We start from the raw sequence: 22,214 nt of genomic DNA, 5'->3' as shown, positions 1-22,214 counted from the left end.
CATTATACAAAATCCGGATCGATGATTTTTATCATTGCATATCCGCCCTGTATGAGCCTGGTATTCCTGACTCCTGCAGCATCAAGTACAACCTGTGTTTCATATGCGCGGGGGCCCGTATCACAAAGAATTGAAATCACTGTATCTGCTGGCAGTTCAGACAAACGACTGCGTAGTTCAGACTGCGGGATATGCTGCCATCTGGCTCCATATTTTTCAACCCCAGCAGCTGACTCTACCGGTCCACGGATATCAAGTATCTGTGTTTCCCCTTGAGCGAAACTTTCCAGGAACTCACAGGTGTCTATCGGCCGATTTGATCCGCACAGGACATTATCCAGAGCATTCCCGGCATTATTCACCACATCCATAGCTGATGCAAAAGGGGGCGCGTAACCTGTTTCGAGTGTGCAGATATCATCCACGTCTACACCATGCTCAAGCAATACTGCTACGGTGTCGACTCGCGCTTTGATCCCGTCACCATTTTTACCAAGCGCTTGAACCCCCAGTACCTTTCTGCTCTTTTTATCGGCAATCAGACTCATGTAGATCAGCTCTGAGTTTGGATAAAAATGGGCATGATCCGGTTGGGCGACAATACAGTGAACTGGATCATAACCAGCAGCTCGTGCTTTTTCAGTAGTAAGGCCGGCAGTTGAGACACCCAGCTCAAACACCTTCATGCAAAACGTCCCCACAGTTCCTTTGAAATGACTTGATCTTCCGCAAATGTTACTTGCAATAATCCGCCCCTGCCTGTTTGCCAGTGAGCCAAGCTGCATTGGTGTCTTATCACCGCTCACAAGGTTTGTGATTTCAACACAATCACCACCTGAATATATACGTGGGTCACTGGTCCTAAGTCGTTTATCCACCAGGATACCACCTTTACTGCCTATGGACAGACCAGCTTCAGCTGCAAGTTCAGCATTTGGTCGTACTCCTGCAGCCATAACTACAAGGTCACATGAAATGGCATCATGAGTCAACTGGACCACGTGCTGACCTTCGTCACTTTCCTGGTCTATTCGTACAACGCGTTCATTTAACCGTACGTCGACTCCGTTTTTTTCGAGCTGTCTTTGCACCATCACAGACATCGTACTATCAAGCACCAGTGGCAAAATTGTCGGAGCCTGTTCAACCAGAGTTGTCTCAACACCCCAGAGATCAGTCAATGCCTCAGAAATTTCAACACCAATAGCTCCCGCACCAATCACCACCGCTTTACCGACCTTACCCAGCTTCATCAAATTCTTTACGTTCTCTGCCTGATGGAGATCTGAAACTGTGACAACTCTTGGCAGATCTGCTCCTGGAATCGGGATTCTCACAGGAGAAGCACCAGTAGCCAGAACCAGAGTATCGTACGAAATAAATCCTTCTTCATCGTTTTTGAGATCACGTACCTTTAACCTGCAATTTTCACGATCAATGGAGACAGCTTCCATCTCTGTGCGGATATTGACCCCTTTGCACTCTGCAAAAAAATCTCTATCACGTACAGCTTTGGACGTTGTGGAATACAGGTCTTCGAGGTCATTGATATCACCACCGACGTAATAAGGAATTCCACACCCGCCGTAAGAAATCAGATTATCTCTGTCCAGAACAGTAATGACAGCTTCAGGATCCAGGCGACGTAAACGGCAGGCCACCTTGGGTCCCAGGGCAACTGCACCGACGATAACGACCCGCTTTGACATATCTTCTCCTTCGTGGATAAATGAACACCAATCCAAGATCTTAATTCATTATATTACACATTCATCGAATGCATTTCTTACGATAGCACAATCATCATAATCCAGCATATGCACAAAATGAAAGCGATTTTCGAAGGTTCAGTTACAATTTCCTAACTTTTTTAAATATGCCAATAATTAAAGGATATTAAGCACATACTGCATTGTAGGAGCATTTGCAACTGCGCTAAGGTTTGGACATGTTCGGCCACTGCAGCAGCTACAAACAGGAAGCCGAACAGGAAGGATACTTAGGGAAATCTGCTATCGGGCTTTTGTGCAGATATCAAGAAAGCTTGATGCGTCAAGGCTTGCTGAACCAACAAATATTCCCGACAAATTTGGCAGTGCCAGGTAGTCTGCTACATTTTCAGGCACGAGCGAACCACCATAAATGACAGCACGCTCAGGGTAAATGTTTCTAATAAAATCAACCGATTCTGCCACTTTCTCAGGTGACTCAGGAATTCGAAAACTCAAAGCGTCCACTGGGCCGTAGGCAATGATAATGTTCTCATTTTCAATATCTGACAAAGCAGTCAATTGTGACATTGCGTAGGGTTGATCGACACAAACGATAGGACGTATACCAGCATCCACCGCTTCAGACACCTTATTGGTAACATCAAGAGATGTTTCATGAAAATATCTGCGCCTGTCAGAATGACCGACAATAACAAAATCAACCAGTCCCTTCACCATATCAGCGGCAACGGCACCAGTGTACCCACCTTTAGGGAATGGAGAAATATCCTGGGCAGCCAGATAGACATTTTCAAGATGTAAATCGCGGACATGTTGAGATATATTTTCAAGACATATAAACGACGGAGCAACTATGATATCCACATTATCAGCAGGCCTGTAACCTTCAGCAAATGTATCAAACCATCTTCGCGCCTCATCAAAGGACTTGTGACATTTCCAATTGCCGACAACAAGTGTTCGGGAACCAACATCTTCCTTCTCACGTTTAACCTGATCATCAACTTTTAAGAATCGGCTCAATATACCCACGAATTTCCTCTAGTGTTCTACCTGTAATTAGGAAAACTTTTCTACGCGATGTTTTGCCTGAGTAAAGGGCCACATCCCGCTTTGGCGTAGCTACAGTTTTAGCGAGAAATTTTATAACAGCCTGGTTTGCCTTACCGTCCACTGGCGGGGTGGTTATCGCAACCTTGAGAGATCCGTCATGAATTCCACATATAGCATTACGAGAAGCCCGTGGTTGCACATATACACGTACAAATACTGAATCTACTTCCTGGGCCGTAAGGTATGGCATCGTATCTACTGAAGAAGAACTTTTCAGAACAAACTACACACGCTTCCTGCAGAAATGACAACAGCCTTCCCTGCAGGAAATCCTTTCAAAAACGAATCAATCCACACTGACCTTTTCAGCAGCATCTGTATCAATATCATCGCCATTAAGTGAAATGGATTGAAACAGATCGGAGAGATCCTCATCGTTATCAACTGCTGCAACGTCTGTGGCAACATCCAGCTGTTCAAGGTAGGAGTTCAATACAGCACGCAGGTCTTCGCGAACCTGAGCCTTCTTTTTCTGCAACTTCTCAATCTGGACAGGCAGGCTGGCTAACTCTTCTTCAGCTTCACGGCGGAAAGTCTCAACTTCGTCACGGGCCTGTTCAAGAAGTCGTGCAGACTCTTCCTGGGATTTTGCTCTCAAATCGTCAGAAAACTTCTGAGCGGCAATGATGGTCGATTTAAAATCGATCTCTTCCTGCTTAAGTTCATTGATCTGCGCTTCAAGAATCTCTATCTGTGCCCGAAGCTTCTCAGCTTCACTACTTGTTTCGGATACAGCTGTCTGCTTATCATCAAGCCCTTCCTTCAAGCGATCAATCTCTTCACGCAACTCTGATTCCTGACGTTCCCAGGCTTCCTGCTGAAGAGTTTTTTCCTGCTCTGACCCCTCAATCTTTGTCTGCAGCTCGGCAACCTTTTCTTCAAGAACAGCGATAGCCTCGTCTTTCTCCTGAAATTCCTGGACACTGGCGACAGAGCGTTCAACCTGTTCACGACCTTCTTCTACCAGTGAATCTTTTTCCTGCTTTAAAGCCTGATTTTCCTCATACAGTTCAGCGTATTCCTCTTCCTGCTTTCTACGTAATTCATGCAGTTCAAAGAATTCCTCTGCCAGCAGTTCGAGATACGCCTTGACCTCAATCGAGTCGTATCCTCTGAACTTAACCTGAAATTCCTGATCCTTAATGGCCTGTGGAGTAATAGACATTACAATGCTCCGTGCTGGTAAAGTTAGCGGTTATGTACTGCAGGTTATCCCATATTCATAGCTATCTGCTTCATAGTAGGCACCAGAAAACTCTGGAGAAACATAATTACCATGATCAGTATCATTGGTGAAAAATCGATCCCGCCCATACTAATCGGAATCATTCTTCGAATCCGCCCTAAAAGCGGTTCTGTTGCTTCATAGAGAAACCGTACAATAGGATTGTACGGATCAGCATTCACCCAGGAAATAATGGCTCGTCCAATAATAACCCACATATAGGCGGTAAGGATAAAATCAATAATACCCGCAAGTGCCATCATAAAATTATTCACAACAAACATTCTCGCTCCTTTCTTCTCAGGCTACTTTGCTACCTGTTTTGACTCTGCCGCTCACGGTTGCCAAAACCAGTCGCTCTTCGCCGTCCGTTTCAGTTTTTGCCGCAAGTACCATCCCCTGCGAAGGGATTCCCATAAGTTTTGCAGGCTTGAGGTTGGCCACAATCAACACCTGCATGCCGATAATATCATCGGGTGAATAATATTCGGCTATTCCTGCAACAATAGTGCGTTCTTCAGGGGCGTTAACAGTAAGCTTGAGCAATCTGTCAGATTTTTTCACCTTCTCAGCCGCAACAATCTCTGCAACACGAAGCTCAACATCCTTGAACTGTTCAAAGGTAATGAGTCCTTCAGTATCAACAGGGACAGATTTTTCTTTCTTTTTCTTCTGTTTTTTCGGTTGCTGACTCTCTTTATCTGTTTGTTTTTTCACATCAACACGTGGAAAAAGAGGCTCAACAGCACGCATTGTAGTGCCAGGTTTTAAGACATTCCATTTCCCGCCGATATCCAGCAAAGAAACAGAAGGATCATCTGCTTCAATACCCAGCGCGGTAACCATCTTGGCAGCCGTCTCAGGCATAACAGGCTTGACAACAAGTGAGAGCAATCGGAGACACTCTGTAAGATTATACAGCACCGTCTCAAGACGTTTTTTGGAGTCAGGGCTCTTGGCAAGTGCCCATGGCTCGTTGGTAACAATATATTTATTCGCGTAGCTCACCAATTCCCATACTGAGCGTAAACCAGTGTGAAATTTGAATTCCGACATACTCTCTCTATATACAGGGAGCATCTTTTCAGCTGTCTCACGTAACAAAATATCTGACTCTTCTTCAGCACCGGGTTCAGGAACAACACCATCGCAATATTTTTTCAACATTGCCAGTGAGCGACTGAAAAGATTGCCAAGATCATTTGCCAGATCCGAGTTTTTTCTCGCCACTATTGCTTCACTGCTAAATGATGAATCTAACCCGAATGACATCTCACGCAGCGTAAAGTAACGCAGAGTATCGACGCCATATTCGGCAACCAGTTCTTTGGGCCTGACAACATTGCCGATACTTTTTGACATCTTCGTATCATCAACGTTCCAGTATCCATGAACATGGAGTTTTTTATACAACGGCACTTCCATAGAAAGCAGCATGGTCGGCCAGTAAATTGCGTGCGGTTTCAGAATATCCTTTGCGATAACATGCTCAGCTACCGGCCAGTATTTTTTGAATTTCTCGTCATCAGGATACCCAAGGCCGGTAAGATAATTAATTAATGCGTCAAACCAGACATAAGTGACAAAGGTATCGTCAAAAGGCAGCTCGATTCCCCAGGTCAGACGGGATTTCGGACGTGAAATACACAAATCCTCAAGTGGCTCACTTAAAAAAGAGAGCACCTCGTTACGATATCTCTCAGGCGTAACAAAATCAGGATTCGCATTGATATGATCGATCAGCTGCTGCTGATACTTTGACATTCTGAAAAAATAATTCTGCTCAGCAATTTCCTGCGGAGGCTGCTGATGATCCGGACAATTACCATCAACAAGCTCCTTTTCAGTGAGAAATCGCTCACAACCTCTACAGTAAAGGCCTGAATACTCATCAAAATAAATATCGCCCTTATCGTACACTTTCTGCAAAATGGCCTGAACAACTGCGATATGTTCTTCGTCAGTCGTTCTAATAAAGTTATCAGGGGTAATCTGAAGAAGTGGCCATGTATCACGAAACATTCCACTTATTCTGTCCGCATATTCTTTCGGCTCAACATTTTCCTTTTCAGCCGCTTCAGCAATTTTGTCGCCGTGTTCATCGGTTCCAGTCTGAAAACGCACATCATCACCGCAGATTCGGTTAAACCTGCTGTAGGTGTCAGCAACTATGGTAGTATAGGCATGACCGAGATGCGGCTGTGCATTGACGTAATAAATGGGAGTTGTGATATATGTTGTCATGGGAGTTTTTTTTCGCCACAGCAGATAATTCGCCGCCGTGCTCTCAGAAGGAATCTTCGGTTAATCCTTATTCTTTTTCTCTTTTTTCGAACCTTTGTCAACACGCATAGATTCGTACCCCTGCCATTCTTCGTGCTGCAGGAGCTTTTCTTCGCCTTTATCTGTCATCACAAGAATGGATTGCTGCAGTGGATTCTGGCGCCTTACCTTATAGGCTTTGTCACCAATTTTTATCCTGCGTCCCGGCTTTGGCATCCCTTTTCGCTGTTGGCGATATGTATCATACTCATAGGTAAGGCAGCAAAGAAGACGATTGCAAAGGCCCGATATTTTTGATGGATTGAGAGGCAGATCCTGTTCTTTTGCCATCTTGATAGAGACGGAATCAAATTTTTTAATAAATGAAGAACAGCAGAGTTCTCGTCCACAGGTTCCCATTCCGCCTAGCATCTTTGTTTCGTGCCTGACGCCGACCTGGCGCATCTCAACCCGGGTACGAAATTCCTGCACAAGATCCTTTACCAGGCCCCGAAAATCTACCCTGTTATCAGCGGTAAAATAAAAGATGATTTTGCTGCCGTTAAAAAAACGCTCAACGCGAACAAGTCGCATCTCCAGGCTGTGACGTTCTATAAGTTCCAGACATATTGCGAAGGCACGATTTTCAAACTCCGGAAGTTGCGAGAAACGCTCAAGCTCCTCCTCATTTGCCTCCCTGGCAATTTCACAACTTGCCTTGCGTGACTCGGATTTGCAACCACACATCGGTGCAGGTCCCACAATAATCGCAGGTTCCAAACCATGATCTGTCTTAATCATTACAATATCATCACGTACCAGTCCAGCAGCCTGTGATGAGGCGGTAATCATCTGACCATCTTCACGAAAACGTGCTCTATAAAATTGTTGTAATTCTTGTTGCCCGGCGACTTCAACGTCTTGCGGGTCACTGTTTTCCGACATAAGGGGTAGTTCCTTCATATAGAGTTTCTCAGTGCAGATGAAACAGCAGTACCTCGCACACGAGGGAGCGGTTACAGTTTCGCTTCAACTCTTTTTCTGCTTTATCGATAGCCAGCAGTTTAGCAAAAAGGTCTTTAGAACTCCAGCTTTTCATTGGTTTTTCAGGTTCTAGACCGAATCCGTAAAGCCCTTGATGCTCAGTTGATTCCGTCACAACCAGTAACGTATCGCGAAGCCACAACCGGAGTAAACCAAGAAAAGGTATAAGGTGTTCTTTCAAATCAACCATTTCCTCAGCCGCGATCAAGAGTTTCCCGACATCCCTGTTCTGATCAATTTCAGGGTTGCTCAGAACTGCAATAACGTTTTTCAGTATCCCTATCATCTGGTATTTCTCAAGCAACAGCGCTTTCCCGGGGCTGCCTTCAGCTAATCGGGCCAATACGTTTGCTGTCTCGACATCCAGGTCAGGCTTATGTTGACGGATAATAGATATACATTCAGCGCCACCAAGCCCATAAAAAGGGATTACCTGGCAACGTGAAGATATTGTGGTAAGTACCTCCTGAGATGCCTCCGCTGTAAGTATAAGCAGATTCCCCGGAGGCGGTTCTTCAAGAGTTTTCAGGAGGCTGTTGGCAGCCTCGGGCCGCATGGTGTGAATATCTTCAAGCAGTACGACCCGTAAGTCGGATTCGTACGGTGGGTAGCTCAGGGAACGGCACATTTCACGAACCTGACCGATTTTGATGCTGCCCTTATCAGGCCTTACAACGGTGAAATCCGGATGATTGCCGGATATGAACTTTTTACAGGAGCTACATACTCCACAAGCCCGGCCAGCGTCCTCCCCCCTGCAGTTAAGGGCCGCTGCGACACCACGACCAAAAAGCTGTTTCCCTACGCCGTCGGGCCCTTTAAAAATATAGGCATGGGGTAGTTTGCCGGACAACATAGTTCTTGAAACCAGAGTGGCCGCCTTTTCCTGGCCAACCACACCGGTAAAGCAGAGAGTTGTGTTTAGTTCCCGCATACCCTAGCCTGAAAATTAAAAAAGTGACTGTTGCTTTGCAGGCATCTGCTCATGCTTCTTTTCTTTATTTGCCTGCTCTTCCTGCAACGCATTAAGATAGAGATACCTCTCAAGAGTGCGCTGATAATCACTCCAACTCATTTCGGTACTGTTCATCTTTCGCCGAAGCTGTTCCAGCACATTCATCTTCGAGTCAAGTTCATCAATATAGTTAAGCAGAAACGCCTCTACAGTCATTGGCACAGCCGGAGAACCGTACTCCTGTCGCCCATGATGGCTGAGAATAAGATGCTGCAGTCGTTCAAGAACATCTTCAGGAAAATCTTTTATGCGGGCGGCTACCTTTCCAACCATCTCACTGCCAATAACAAGATGCCCTTTGAGACGTCCGCGATCAGTGTAGTCGATAACACCATTCTCCATGTACAGCTCTTCAACCTTGCCAAGATCGTGAAGCAGTGCACCTGCAATAAGCAACGACCTGTCGACACCTTCGTAATGATCTGCAAGCATATTGGCAACTTTGGCCATGGATAATGAATGCTCTAACAACCCACCGATATACGCGTGATGAATTCCCTTGGCTGCAGGAGCTTCCTGAAACCGATTCCAGATCTCATCTTTTTTAAAGAAAAAGTGGAGGAGCTTCTTCACAAAAGGGTTTGTTACTGATCGGGCAAGAACCTGAAGTTCGGCAGCCATCTCGGCTCTATCGTGATGCGTTGCCGGCAGGAAATCGGCAAGATCGACTTCATCTTTGCTCACAGGAGCTATTGAATCGACCTTAAGCTGAAGTTTATCACGGTATGACTGGACTACCCCAAGTACATGAACAAATTCTCCGGGCTTACAGATTTCCTGAAATTGTTCTGCATTATCCCAGACAGGCCCTCCAAGCTCGCCGCTCTTATCCATCAACGTCAGAATAAGATACGGTTTTCCTGCCCGCGTTTCAGAGAGCCTGGCTGATTTAACCAGAAACCGGTCATCGATCCGGCCTCCTTCCTGTAATTGATCAATAAATAATATTTTCCCCATTACTCAGACCACACCTGTCAGACATTAAAACGGAAATGCATGCAATCGCCATCAGCTACCACATATTCTTTACCCTCAACCCGCATAAGCCCTTTCTCTTTTGCCTTGGATTCGCCGTTACAACTGACATAATCGTCATAGGCAATCACCTCAGCCCGGATAAAACCGTGCTCAAAGTCGGTATGTATTTTACCGGCTGCCTGAGGAGCTTTAGAACCAATCGGTACTGTCCATGCTCTGGTTTCCTTCTCGCCTACAGTGAAAAATGTCTGGAGATCAAGCAGGCTGTAACCGGCTTTTATCAGCCTGTTAAGACCTGGCTCTTCCATACCAATATCCTGCAGGAATTCCTGTTGTTCTTCAACCTCAAGCTGACTCAGTTCCTGCTCGATAGATCCGGCAATCAGCACCATGCTGGCATTTTCAGCGGTCGCTGCCTCTTCGAGCTTTCTAACATACTCGTTGCCGTCGATAACATCGTCTTCACTAACATTAGCAACATAGAGTACCGGCTTACTGGTCAGAAGAGAGAGCTCACGAACGAAACCTTCCTCAAGTTCATTTTCGACGCGTACTGTTCTGGCAGGTTCTCCTGCATCGAGATGCTCCTGCAGACGTGCAAGGAAAACAGCCTGGGCCTTATAGACCTTATCACCCGACTTCGACATGGATTGAGCTTTCTTTAATTTCTTCTCAATAGAGTCGAGATCGGACAGAATCAGTTCCATGTTAATGACATCACGATCACGGTTCGGATCAATCGAACCTTCAACATGGACAATATTGTCATCCTCAAAACAACGGATAACATGAACGATAGCCTCTACCTGGCGGATATGGCCAAGGAACTGGTTACCAAGCCCCTCACCTTTGCTGGCCCCCTTGACAAGACCAGCAATATCGACGAACTCCATCTGGGTATTGATTTTTTTCCGAGTTTTTGCGATATCTGCCAAGATGTCCAGGCGTTTGTCCGGTACAGGCACAACCCCTACATTTGGTTCAATGGTGCAAAACGGATAATTCTCAGCATCTATTCCTGCGGCAGTTAACGCATTAAAAATCGTAGACTTACCGACGTTGGGCAAGCCAACGATACCACAACGAAAACCCATTAAAACTACTCCTGAAACTTCTATCATACCAGGCTGAATAGCCTGCATGTAGTTCTTTAATCTATAATAACCTCGCATTTTTCAAGCCGTTTTGCGGCCGACGAGGTAGTGACAGCAACAATCCAATCTGATTCCATAGCTTTTGCAGACATGCTTTGCAAAACAGATTATAATACACGTATTGCGTAGAAAACGCCCACTTTTTCAAACCATCCGTCCGGGCACCGGTTCACAACCACCTAAAACATAAAAAATGACTACACTCTTTAAAAATTGCACACTCTTTGCGGGCCCCGACGAGTCTCTCGTACCTGACAGTTATCTCCTCACTTCGGGTGACACCATTTCTACAATCGGATTAATGGCCGACCTGAAAGAACACCCAACTGCAAGGGTCATAGATTGTGAGGGAAAACTACTCATGCCCGGCCTGATTAATGGACATAATCATTGTGCAATGACGCTCTTTCGCGGCCTTGCAGATGACCTTGAACTATCTGACTGGCTACACAATCATATCTTTCCCGCTGAAAAAGCCCATGTAAGCAGAGAGATGGTATACTGGTGTGCACGATTAGCTGCGGCTGAGATGATCCTGTCAGGTACCACCTGCGTTGCTGATGGCTATTTTTTCTCAAATGACTCAGCCAGAGCACTAGCTGACTGCGGTATGCGCGCAGTGGTTGGTCACGGAATAGTAGATTTCCCTGCCCCGAGCGTTCCTGACCCGAAGAAAAACATTTCGACTGTCGCCGAGTTTATTGACCGCTGGAAAGGTGTTGATCCGCTCATCACCCCTGCAGTCTTTGCTCATGCTCCCTACACATGTTCCCCTACAACATTACGTCGTGCCAAAGAACTTGCTGACACTACGAATGTGCGCTTTTTTACTCATATCGCAGAAAGCCCGAAAGAAATTGATATGATTATTAATATGCAGGCTCAAACCCCTGTAGGACATCTGAAGAAACTTGACCTACTCGACAGTAATTCAGTACTTATTCACGCCGTCTGGCTTGAAGACGAGGACCTCGAAGCCATAGAACAGAGTGGCGCCCATGTAGTAACCTGCCCACAGAGTAATCTTAAGCTAGCCTCAGGGATTGCCAGAATTCCTGAAATACTCTCGCGGAACATCAGCCTAGGTATAGGAACAGATGGCTGCGCATCAAATAACAGCCTCGATATCTTTCGTGAGATGGATATTCTTGCAAAACTCCATAAGCTCAATTCAATCGATGCAACAGTTTTACCAGCCAAAGAAGTTTTTAAGGCTGCCACAACGGGCAATGCCAAACTACTCGGGTTCAACAATCTTGGTACAATTGAGGTAGGCAGCAAAGCGGATATTATCCTCCTTGACCTTAAAACACCGCACCTCACACCGTTCTACAATGCAGACCTGCTTGTTTACTCAGCTAGCGGAAGTGATGTCCACACCTCCATGATTAATGGTAAGATAGTTATGGAGGATAGAAAAATTTGCTCTTTTGACCTCAATGAGACCATGGCAAAAGTGAAAGAGATCGCATCAACCATTAACCATTAATGTCTTTTCCTGAAAATTCATATGGTCATATACAAATCACATTCATTGCAAATCATCAAATACAACCAATATGAAGTCTTCTGCCAGTAAACACACAGAATGGCAGATTTTTGCTATAGGCATAGGGCTACTTTCCGCATTTCTCTTTGGACTTGCGACTCCTGCCTCAAAAATACTCCTTGGCAACCTTAACCCCTTCCTTCTGGCCGGCTTACTCTATCTCGGTGCAGCTATCGGCGTCACTCCTCTGGTAGCCCGCGAAAGAACACTGCAGCAGATTCGCCCTAAAGTAAGTAGACGACAATACCTTTACATTGCCGGAACTGTATTATGTGGAGGATTCTTAGGTCCGACCCTGCTTTTATTCGGACTCAAAGCAGCACATGCTTCATCAGTTGCAATCTGGCTGAATATGGAACTTGTGGCCACAGCAATCATCGGTGCGCTTTTATTTGATGACCATCTGGACCGCAATGGCTGGTTCGGCGTATGTCTTGCCCTCGCGGCAGGGCTTGTTATGACAATTTCTGAAGGGTCAGGAGGCCTGCTGGCCGCTTTAATGGTTACAGCCGCCTGTTTTTCCTGGGGCTTTGACAATCATTTCACCGCACTCATTGATTGCATGACACCCTCACAAATTACCCTCATAAAAGGTGTCATTGCAGGCAGTGTAAATGTTGCTATCGGTCTCTCTCTTGATGTACATTCAGCAGAATTTTTACTCGTTGCAAAAGCTCTCATCCTTGGCGCAGTTTCATACGGTGCCAGCATCGTACTGTACGTGATGGCCGCCCAGCAAATTGGCGCAACACGCAGCCAGATTCTCTTTTCGAGCAGTCCTTTTTTTGGTGTCGGCCTTGCAGCAATCCTTCTCGGTGAGCAAATCCATATCACCCACATTGGTGCCATCTGCTGTCTTACAGGGGCGATCTTCTTCTCTAACCGTGTCAAACATGAGCACAACCACATTCATAGTGACCTTAACCATACTCATCTGCATAATCATGATGATGATCACCATGATCACGAGCACGACAATCCTGAAGCTAACGGGCCGCACTCACATGCCCACCAACACCAAAAAATCACACACTCTCATCCGCACTACCCTGACATTCACCACAGACATGAACATCAATCGTAACATGGCTACGATACGTCAACCTGATACATTCAGGTTAATAGAGAAGGAGCGCAAAGAGATTTGGGAAAATTCACAAACATAACAGAACATACAGGCCACCGTTTAAGCCTGTTACTTAATCAGCTTCTCTCATTTACCCTCGCGATGAGAATAAACCTCAGGTTTCAACATTATATAAAACACAACCAGGTATTTCGATGCGAAAGATATTACGCCAGATACTCACTTCCCGGGTATATGAAGCAGCCATAGAGACCTCGCTTGATGACGCTATAGCTCTGTCAGCAAAACTCAATAATACCATCCGGTTAAAACGAGAGGATCAGCAGCCTGTATTCTCATTCAAACTCCGTGGCGCTTATAATAAAATTGCAAATCTCAGTAAAGAGGAACTGGCCAGGGGAGTGATAACCGCCTCGGCAGGTAACCATGCCCAAGGAGTTGCCTTTGCTGCCAACAAACTTAAAATTGATGCACTCATCGTCATGCCTGTCACAACACCGGCTATTAAAGTTGAAGCTGTCAAACGTTTCGGGGGCAGAGTCATTCTACATGGAAATAATTACTCTGAAGCAGCTGACCATGTAAAGATTGTCGCCAAAGAAACCGGCATGACCTTTATCCATCCCTTTGATGATGAGCTGGTTATTGCTGGTCAGGGCACTGTTGCAGACGAAATTCTCAGACAAAATCCCGGCAGGCTAGATGCAGTTTTCATCCCGGTTGGCGGAGGCGGTTTGATTAGCGGCATGGCCGCATATATCAAAACACTGAGACCGGAAGTAAAAGTCATAGGGGTTGAACCTGTTGACAGTGATGCCATGGCACGATCCCTTGAGGCCGGGAAACCTGTCACACTTGAGTCTGTCGGCATTTTTGCTGATGGTGTTGCTGTTAAGGAGGTCGGCAAACGAACGTTTGAATTATGCGATGAGTTTGTCGATGAAATACTCCGGATAAACACTGACGAACTCTGCAGCGGCATTAAAGCCATTTATCAAGCGACCCGTTCTATTGTTGAACCTGCAGGCGCTCTTGGCATGACCGGTCTGTTAAAATATATCCGCGAAACAGGCTGCACAGGAAAAACATTTATTGCGATCAATTCCGGAGCCAACATGAATTTTGAACGGTTACGGTATGTAGCCGAGAGAACAATGATTGGCGAACAGCAGGAGGCTCTTTTTGCGGTCACGATTCCTGAACAGCCCGGAAGCCTCAAGAGGTTTTGCCATGAACTCATTGGTGAAAGAAATATCACCGAATTCAACTATCGCCTCTCAGATCGTGGCAAAGCCCATATATTTGTCGGTATTTCAATCTCAAGTAGCGATGAACGGATAACATTCAGTCGAGATCTCAGCGAGGCCGGCTATGCCAATAGTGACCTCACTGACAATGAATTAGCAAAAACACATATCCGTTACATGGTTGGTGGAAGATCAAATCTTGTAAAAAATGAGAAGCTGTTTCGATTCTGGTTCCCCGAAACACCTGGCGCCCTTGTCCGGTTTCTTGACGCGACCAGAGGACATAGAAATATCTCGTTATTCCACTATAGATTACAGGGGGGCGATTTCGGCAGGGTGCTTATCGGTCTTGAATGTGAGCAGGAAGATAATCGAGACCTCTATGCCCGTCTTGCAGAACTGGGATACACCTATTTTGAGGAAACAGATAACCCTGCATACGAACTGTTTCTAAAATAAACTCTGTATCACAGGTGACTGCGTATAACATTCCGCAACTCAACACTATGTGACCGTACTTCCCGCACCAGCATGCGGGAAGTCTCCATATCACTGTTGACAAGAGCATTCTCAAGTTCTTTCATCTGCAGATAAAGCAGCTCCGCCTGCACATTGCCGGCAGCCCCTTTCATGCGGTGAGCCAAACGTGAAACTTCGCCTATGTCTCCAGCTTCAAGCGCATCTTCAAGCTCAGCCACCTGCTTACCCACCTCGTTATACATGTATTCAGCAATGTGCCTCGCCTGGGCTTCATTTCCAAGAAGACGGTCGGTGAGTTTTCGAAAATCAAACACAACTGCACCCTTTACCGGACCAGACTGCAGGTTGTGTATTTTTTCTATCACTTCAGCATCTTCTTTCTGATTTGAAAGTTGCTTGTCATTTTCCCCGTCAAGTAAGCCAGGCAGCCACCGGTCAAGCACTGATGCCAGCGCTTGCGGATCAACAGGCTTCACAACAACATCGTTCATACCGACCTTCAAACATTTTTCCTTATCACCGACCATCGCATGAGCAGTTAACGCAATAATCGGCACGTCGCAATTCCCCTTACCTTTACCGCTACGAATTCGGCGTGTAGCTTCCAGCCCGTCCATCACGGGCATTGAAACATCCATAAATATCAGATCATAATCGAATTCCGACCAGCTCTGCAGTGCCTCACGGCCGTCACCCACTGAATCAACATGGACACACCCCAACCGGTTCAGCATTCCAATCACAACCTGCTTATTAATATTGTGATCTTCAACGACGAGCACTCGCGATTTTTTGCGCTGATCATTACTACCCCAAACAGGCTTCATGTCACTAAACAGACATTCATGCAGGTCCTGATTTGACAGCAGGCAACGACACGCTTTTTTTAGATGGCCATAGCGTAACGGCATCGGTACGTAGACGTTTTTTTCTCCCTCAAGCCTCAATGTACTCCCGCCCATTGAAGCTCTGTCGCGTAAAATTATTCTGCCGTAAATAGCCTCTTCAAACCAGTTTGCCACGCTCAACTGAGCCATCTTTTCAGCAACCACAAGCAAATGGTACCGAGGGCTAATAACCTGAGTATTGACACACCAATGTTCCGGCTGACTCTCATTCGTCGCCAGATCCACATCGGCCCCCCATGCCTCAAACTGAGATTTCAGATACCTCAAATTCCAGCTCTCCTGATCCACTATCAACACCCGCCTGCCCACAAAGTCAGTTATACCATTGTCAGCCTGCTGCACATCTTCACTGCGGAGCATCCGGAGGGTAAACCAGAATTCCGCGCCTTTGCCAGGCTCCGACTCTACACCGATTTCTCCCCCCATCAACTCGACCAACTGTTTCGAAATTGATAACCCGAGCCCCGTCCCCTCAACCTCACGGGTCAACGAGTTATCAACCTGTGTAAAACTTTCAAAGAGCAGGCGCTGGTTTTCAAATGGAATCCCCGGTCCACTGTCCAGTACCGAAAAACGCAAATCGCTTCCCATACACCTGAGAGATATGACAACCTCTCCCTCGGTTGTAAATTTAGTTGCATTAACGGCAAGATTTATGAGTATCTGACGCAAACGAATCGGATCGCCGAAAACACGATCATGAACCTCGGGATCGGTATAACAGATAAGTTTCACCTTATCCGGATTCACCCTTGTCTCAACCAGATCAATTATTTCGTCCAGCAACTTTCGTAAGCTGAAAGTGGTCAACTCAAGGCTAACTTTACCCGCCTCAATTTTTGAAAAATCCAGAATATCATTAATTATAGCCAACAAGGCTTCACTACTTTGCCTGATGGCACCGACATAATGCTGCTGGGCAGGATCAAGACCAGTATCCATAAGAAGCGTTGTCATACCCAGCACGCCATTCATAGGAGTTCGAATTTCATGACTCATTTTCGCCAGGAATTCGCTTTTGGTCCTATTTGCCTTTTCAGCAGCTGTTTTTTCTATATCTAGCTGGCGTGCCCTTTTACGCTCGGTGATGTCAACCACCGACCCCTCAAAATATGCTGGACCATCACCGTCACTTTCAACATACCTTGCTGTCAGCGCTCCCCATATGCTTCGTGTGTCTCTGTGACACAGTTCCGCTTCGTAGCCTATAGCTGCACCAACTTCGGTGACTATTTTTGCAAAACGTGCAAAATCATCTTCATAGAGTATTGACTGTGATCTACCATCACTGTGTCCACCAACAAGCAAATCGACATGCGTAAACCCCAACATTTTTGCCATCGCCGGATTAGCACTGATAATTTTGCCATTGAGATCTATCTGAAAGAGCCCTTCAACAGATTGTTCATAAAGCGATCTGTATTTTATTTCCGATTTTTCTAGCTGCTCATAAAAAAAAGAATTTTCCACTGCTACAACAATCTGCTGGGTAAGTGTCTGCAGAACCTGCAGATCGACACTCGTCAACCGGGAACGCCGTACTGTGGATTCACTGGTATTCCCGGCAAGAAGTATATGTGGAACATCAACACTTTGTCTCAGAGTAAAACAGGCTGCAATAAAATATTGCACCTCCAGGTTCTTTTCGTAATCGAAATCGACAGAATCACGATTTGCGCCATTCACAAGCAGCTCGCCATGATCCTCTACGAACTTCAACAAATCATGCACCGGTGCTCGGGTCAGCACTGCATCTGAGGTATAGCCATGATGAGCAACCACCCCGTACTTATCACTATTACTCTTGAAGATAAGTGCCTTATCAAAACCAATCTCTACCAGAGAATGAACAACCACGTGGTAGATCTCTTTATTCGTTTTTGCAGCGAGAATACGCTTATTAAGTATTTGAAAAAACTGCAGACTCCGAACACGTTTATTAAGCTCGACCCGGGTTTCAATAAGCTCAGCTTCCTGGCGGATGATGTTGGCAGTCAGCCGATGAATCTCCTCTTCGTATGCCACACGTTCACTCTCCACGCCCTGCTGACCGGTATCCACATGTACCTCATCACTCTTTGGGAAACCGCTGATCATTCTTCAACCCCTACCAGCACTCCGGTGTAATTATGAAAGTAATTGCATCGCTTGATTGGAGCAAACTCCCCAAAAGTAAAAAAACCGATCATAGTAGTGTCAGGAGCCAACACTCCACGCAGCGCATTCACCTCCTGTTCGGGATCTCCAAAGAGATAGGATCCTCTGCCGCTGCAATTAAAGTAGAAAAATGTCGCGTTCTGGTAGTCCCGTAATTCCTTTGACATAATCTCAGCCATCTCGCGCGTCCGCTGAAGCACGAGTGCCGAATCCCTTCTGGTAATCCGGACTCTTGCGCCTTGGGGAATTTCTACAGCGAGTCGTATCCCACCACCCTCCTCTTCTATGCCGATTATCGCCCTGTTGAGAATATCCTGACTGTACTCCTGCCCGGGAAACTCCTGCCCCAGCTCAAAGAGGTTAAGTGTCTGCCCGACATCCTGCACCCGCTCTACACCGATATACTGTTTTAAAATATCAAGCGCAGAAAGATGGTCGATCTCATAAATGATGTTTCCCTCAGCTCTGGTTATAGTTCGTGATAACCCTACCGGCGAAGAACCATGGGTAACTCCTATCTTATAATTAAAGGCACCATGCACCAGGACCCCGCACACAGCATCACTCATCACCTGCCCATTACAAAATTGATAGGTGATGTCCTGCTGAAAGTCGTTACCTGCTGTACCGCCGACCACATCAATATGGTTCAGTAAATTTTGCTGCAAGCCACGATATAGGGCATCAGCATTGATTGTTAAACCGTCAGCGAAAAGAAAAAGCAGAGATTTTTCCTGTACACCTATCCCGGCATCATGAATTGTTGATGCGATACGTCCTCCAATTCCTTCTGGATCAGCTGACAGACCTGAATAGATAAACGGAGTGATGGTCATATTCTCGCAGACAACTCCCATTAAGGCAATAGAGTGTGTAGCTTCATCACTTCCGGAACCAGTAATAATCCCGGAACCGGTGCAACCACAGAGAGGTACATTCCGGGCAATTGATTCAATACCTTGAATGATTTTTGGGAGATCATGTGCTATGGAAGAAAAAAGAACAAGCAAATCAGGTTGTACTCCTGACAACTTTTCCCTGATATCGGATATGGCATGCTTTCCTGCCTGATACGAATCTGCTTCCTGGCTATAATGGACTGCTGACTTCATGAACACACCCACCGTATGGTATATCTGCCATCTATCCTGCACACTTCCAGAAGACAGGCAGGCCCCGTGAAACTTAATGCTCCACGCTACAAAGCACATGCTGACTTCACCTATAAGTGTTTCACAAACTGCCGCCTGATGTCAAACGACCCACCACAAACAAACGATTTCTCAGAGAGACAGCATTCTGTCAAATTTTCTCATTTCACATTGCCCCTTGCGCTTCTGCCGGCTGGCCTATGATTTTTTTGTCGGGTACGCGCAACACTCACCAGCACAACAGCATACATAAGGTAAGACTCCGTCATCCCATAATAAAAGCATGTATCTTTAACGCAAATCCAGCCAAGCAAGAAACAGCAACGCGTCGCCTCCGGCCAATCTCCCTGCCAAGCAACTCACCCTCGTTGTATTCATTAAGGAAATAATTCGTTAGAATTGATCGAATTGCATGAAGGTTATCCACATCAGGAATTGTTGTCCTGCTCCAACTAGAATTTAGTTGCCCATTACCTGAAACAGTGCAATAGTGTCTATTTCCCATATAAGCAGGCCCTCGCCTTACTATGCGATGTCAACATACTGCCATCGCTACTTCAAGCAACATTCTGTATAGGAGCAGTCTTCGATGAAAAAGCAGATGATTATCTCTGTGATGTCCAAAGACAGACCCGGCGTAATTGCCGACATTACTGGAGCAATTTATAAACTCGACGGTGACTTGGCCGATCTGAATCAGTCAGTACTCTGCAATTACCTAAACATGATACTGATCGCAACCTTCAGCTCCGAGGTCACCCCGGAAGATGTCGTTGCTGAGATTTCACATATAAAAACGCCTGTCAAATTCGAGGTATCCATAAAGGTTATGGATAATCCAATCAATGTAAGTGACGATCCCTTACCTCCGGAAACCTACATAATGACAGCCAAGGGCCAGAACAAGAGCGGTCTTGTCTACAGTGTCAGCCAATTTTGCCACTCCCACAATATCAATATACGCGATCTCGCAACAACCCTTCGAGATGATCAGTATACGATGATACTGCAGCTCGACCTTTCAGGCGTTTCATCCATCGCAACAGTTCAGAACGCACTTACCGACTTTTCTGCGGAAACCGGCCTGAAAGTTATGATGCAACATAATGATATTTTTCAGGCGACCCACGAGGTCACCCTGCATTAAATTGCCCTTCCCGCTCAGGAGTTATTTAAATCATGCTACGATCCGATCAGATTCTCGCCACAGTTGAAATGATCCAGAAAGAAAATCTGGATGTACGTACGGTCACCATGGGTATCAGCCTGCTTGACTGTAGAGGCAATGGCGTTGAACAGACATGCAAAAATATAGAAGAAAAAATTATCCGCTACGCAGGTAACTTTGTCGAAACATGCAATGATATCAGCAAGCACCTCGGCATTCCTGTTGTTAACAAACGTATCTCTGTCACTCCAATAGCCTTTGTAGGGTCCGGGTTTGACCAGCACGGTTTTGTTGAACTCGCCAAAAGCCTTGATCGCGCTGCAACTGCGGTAGGTGTAGATATTCTTGGAGGTTTTTCGGCCCAGGTTGAAAAGGGCATGACAGAAACTGATCTTGAATACATTAAATCTCTGCCAGAAGCACTTGCCCAGACAGAGAAAGTCTGTGCATCGATCAATATCGGCACAAGCCAGAAAGGCATCAACATGGATGCCCTTGCAATGATGGGCCATACCATCAAGGAAATTGCCGAGAAAACTAAAGAACAGTCAGGGTTTGGAGCAGCGAAGTTTGTTGTCTTCTGCAACCAGCCTGGTGATAATCCGTTTATGGCAGGTGCCATTCATGGACTGGAAGAGGCAGAAGTTGTTCTGAACGTTGGCGTAAGCGGACCCGGAGTTATCGCACGTTCCTTAGAGCGCCTTATCGATGACCATAACGGATCTGGCAAACTTCGCCTTGATGAGATTGCTGAAGAAATCAAACAGACAACATTCAGAGTTACCAGATGTGGCGAATTGATTGGCCGCCAGGTCTCAAAAGCACTGGGAATTGAATTTGGCGTTGTTGACCTGTCCCTTGCCCCAACGCCTACCATAGGCGACAGTGTTGGTGAAATATTCAAAATCCTCGGTGTAGATGCCGTTGGCGCACCAGGTTCAACAGCGATACTTGCCATGCTCAATGATGCCGTCAAAAAAGGTGGTATCTTTGCCAGTAAGAATGTCGGTGGCTTAAGCGGTGCATTTATTCCTGTCATGGAAGATTCGGTTCTTGCTGATGCCGTTGGCGAGGGAGCACTTTGCCTGGAAAAGCTGGAAGCAATGACCTGCGTATGTTCGGTAGGACTTGATATGATACCAATTGCCGGATCAGTTGATGCCGATACTATTTCTGCAATAATTGCCGATGAGATGGCTCTTGGTATGATCAACAACAAAACCACTGCTGCACGATTGATTCCTATTCCAGGCAAGGAAGCCGGCGAATATGTAAGCTTTGGTGGATTATTTGGCGCAAGCCCGATTATGGAAGTACGAAACGTCGGTAAATCCAAACGTTTTATCGCTTGGGGCGGCCGTATTCCTGCACCGATCCATAGCTTCAAGAATTAGATATTTTCGTAACCTCCTGCGATTACAACATCGTAATTTCCAGATGAAATAATCGCAGGAGGGCCATGAGGTTATTACGCCGCCAAACTACACTTTGCGTTCAAAATAATCCTTACGCCACGGTTCTCGTACATTCCGGTTGTAATCATTTAAAGCGAGGTAAAATGCGCCAACAACCAATTCTGCACAATGATGATGGTCGGCAGGAAGTGATTCCAGAAAGTCGAGAACATTCTCCGGGGTAATTTTCCAACAATCGTCAATCGCTCGCCCTTCAGCAAGATAGGAAACCGTATTGGCGCAGGCAAATGTGTTTAGGCATCCGCTAATCTGAAACGTCAGCATCTTCACCTGACCAGTTCTTGCTGACAGAAAAAACTCTATGGTATCTCCACAGTCACCCGTTTTTTTCCCATATCCATCAGGTTTATCGAGCGCTCCATATCGATCCACGCTGGATGCCATCTGGACAAAACGCTCAGAATACCCATCTATCGACATTGACAAGCCTCCCGTATAAAACTCTACAAAGACACCATAACGTATTTA

The 22,214-nt window shown here is 46.0% G+C and carries 18 protein-coding genes; 5 read left to right on the top strand and 13 right to left on the bottom strand.

What is annotated here, in order from left to right:
• Positions 1-2: 2 nt before the first annotated feature.
• The 10 genes from FCL46_RS00210 to ychF form a co-directional block, all read right to left on the bottom strand.
• Entirely contained in the window at positions 3-1,709 is a 1,707-nt protein-coding gene (locus tag FCL46_RS00210; RefSeq protein ID WP_136808045.1) for an FAD-dependent oxidoreductase, read from the bottom strand.
• Positions 1,710-2,012: 303 nt separating this feature from the next.
• Positions 2,013-2,765 (bottom strand): triose-phosphate isomerase, encoded by a 753-nt coding sequence (locus tag FCL46_RS00205; RefSeq protein WP_136808046.1) that lies wholly within the window; start codon positions 2,763-2,765, stop codon positions 2,013-2,015.
• A complete protein-coding gene (locus tag FCL46_RS00200; RefSeq protein ID WP_136808047.1) occupies positions 2,734-3,036 on the bottom strand; it encodes a DUF167 domain-containing protein in 303 nt (100 codons plus the stop codon). The genes FCL46_RS00205 and FCL46_RS00200 overlap by 32 nt, the downstream gene beginning before the upstream one ends.
• Positions 3,037-3,132: 96 nt before the next feature.
• Positions 3,133-4,011: a DivIVA domain-containing protein gene (locus FCL46_RS00195; protein WP_136808048.1), complete on the bottom strand. Its 879-nt coding sequence runs from the start codon at positions 4,009-4,011 to the stop codon at positions 3,133-3,135.
• A 44-nt stretch (positions 4,012-4,055) separates the two neighbouring features.
• Positions 4,056-4,355, bottom strand: coding sequence for a YggT family protein (locus tag FCL46_RS00190; RefSeq protein WP_136808049.1), 300 nt, complete (start codon positions 4,353-4,355; stop codon positions 4,056-4,058).
• A 16-nt stretch (positions 4,356-4,371) separates the two neighbouring features.
• Positions 4,372-6,315: a methionine--tRNA ligase gene (gene metG, locus FCL46_RS00185; protein ID WP_136808050.1), complete on the bottom strand. Its 1,944-nt coding sequence runs from the start codon at positions 6,313-6,315 to the stop codon at positions 4,372-4,374.
• 60 nt (positions 6,316-6,375) lie between these two features.
• Positions 6,376-7,278: a PSP1 domain-containing protein gene (locus FCL46_RS00180; protein ID WP_275942841.1), complete on the bottom strand. Its 903-nt coding sequence runs from the start codon at positions 7,276-7,278 to the stop codon at positions 6,376-6,378.
• A gap of 28 nt (positions 7,279-7,306) precedes the next feature.
• The gene (holB, locus tag FCL46_RS00175; RefSeq protein WP_136808052.1) at positions 7,307-8,311 is read right to left on the bottom strand and encodes a DNA polymerase III subunit delta'; all 1,005 of its coding nucleotides are present in this window, start codon (positions 8,309-8,311) and stop codon (positions 7,307-7,309) included.
• A 15-nt stretch (positions 8,312-8,326) separates the two neighbouring features.
• Entirely contained in the window at positions 8,327-9,349 is a 1,023-nt protein-coding gene (locus FCL46_RS00170; RefSeq protein WP_136808053.1) for a 3'-5' exoribonuclease YhaM family protein, read from the bottom strand.
• Positions 9,350-9,366: 17 nt separating this feature from the next.
• Complete coding sequence (gene ychF / locus FCL46_RS00165; RefSeq protein WP_136808054.1) at positions 9,367-10,464, bottom strand: redox-regulated ATPase YchF; 1,098 nt, start codon at positions 10,462-10,464, stop codon at positions 9,367-9,369.
• Between the two features lie 253 nt (positions 10,465-10,717).
• Here ychF and FCL46_RS00160 point away from each other — a divergent pair, with 253 nt between their 5' ends.
• The 3 genes from FCL46_RS00160 to ilvA all read left to right on the top strand — a co-directional run bounded on the left by FCL46_RS00160 (position 10,718) and on the right by ilvA (position 14,866).
• Positions 10,718-12,013, top strand: coding sequence for an amidohydrolase (locus tag FCL46_RS00160; RefSeq protein WP_136808055.1), 1,296 nt, complete (start codon positions 10,718-10,720; stop codon positions 12,011-12,013).
• Positions 12,014-12,083: 70 nt separating this feature from the next.
• Entirely contained in the window at positions 12,084-13,157 is a 1,074-nt protein-coding gene (locus FCL46_RS00155; protein ID WP_136808056.1) for a DMT family transporter, read from the top strand.
• Positions 13,158-13,354: 197 nt separating this feature from the next.
• Positions 13,355-14,866 carry a threonine ammonia-lyase, biosynthetic gene (gene ilvA, locus FCL46_RS00150; protein ID WP_136808057.1) on the top strand — a complete coding sequence of 504 codons (1,512 nt, stop codon included), beginning with the start codon at positions 13,355-13,357 and terminating at the stop codon, positions 14,864-14,866.
• Positions 14,867-14,874: 8 nt separating this feature from the next.
• Here ilvA and FCL46_RS00145 read toward each other — a convergent pair whose 3' ends face one another.
• Entirely contained in the window at positions 14,875-17,892 is a 3,018-nt protein-coding gene (locus FCL46_RS00145) for a response regulator (protein WP_136808058.1), read from the bottom strand.
• Positions 17,889-19,064 carry an FIST signal transduction protein gene (locus tag FCL46_RS00140; protein ID WP_167505901.1) on the bottom strand — a complete coding sequence of 392 codons (1,176 nt, stop codon included), beginning with the start codon at positions 19,062-19,064 and terminating at the stop codon, positions 17,889-17,891. Before FCL46_RS00140 ends, FCL46_RS00145 begins: the two co-directional genes overlap by 4 nt.
• 628 nt (positions 19,065-19,692) lie before the next feature.
• Between FCL46_RS00140 and FCL46_RS00135 the strand changes: the two genes are divergently transcribed.
• The gene (locus FCL46_RS00135) at positions 19,693-20,250 is read left to right on the top strand and encodes a glycine cleavage system transcriptional repressor (protein ID WP_136808060.1); all 558 of its coding nucleotides are present in this window, start codon (positions 19,693-19,695) and stop codon (positions 20,248-20,250) included.
• A gap of 32 nt (positions 20,251-20,282) precedes the next feature.
• Complete coding sequence (locus FCL46_RS00130; RefSeq protein ID WP_136808061.1) at positions 20,283-21,665, top strand: PFL family protein; 1,383 nt, start codon at positions 20,283-20,285, stop codon at positions 21,663-21,665.
• An 87-nt stretch (positions 21,666-21,752) separates the two neighbouring features.
• Here FCL46_RS00130 and FCL46_RS00125 read toward each other — a convergent pair whose 3' ends face one another.
• The gene (locus FCL46_RS00125) at positions 21,753-22,166 is read right to left on the bottom strand and encodes an iron-sulfur cluster assembly scaffold protein (RefSeq protein WP_136808062.1); all 414 of its coding nucleotides are present in this window, start codon (positions 22,164-22,166) and stop codon (positions 21,753-21,755) included.
• Positions 22,167-22,214 lie beyond the last annotated feature (48 nt).

Origin of the sequence: Desulfosediminicola flagellatus (genome assembly GCF_005116655.2) — a bacterium.
Taxonomy (GTDB): domain Bacteria; phylum Desulfobacterota; class Desulfobulbia; order Desulfobulbales; family Desulfocapsaceae; genus Desulfopila; species Desulfopila flagellata.
The sequence above is the reverse complement of the archived record's forward strand: the minus strand, read 5'-3'. Positions and strand labels throughout refer to the sequence as shown.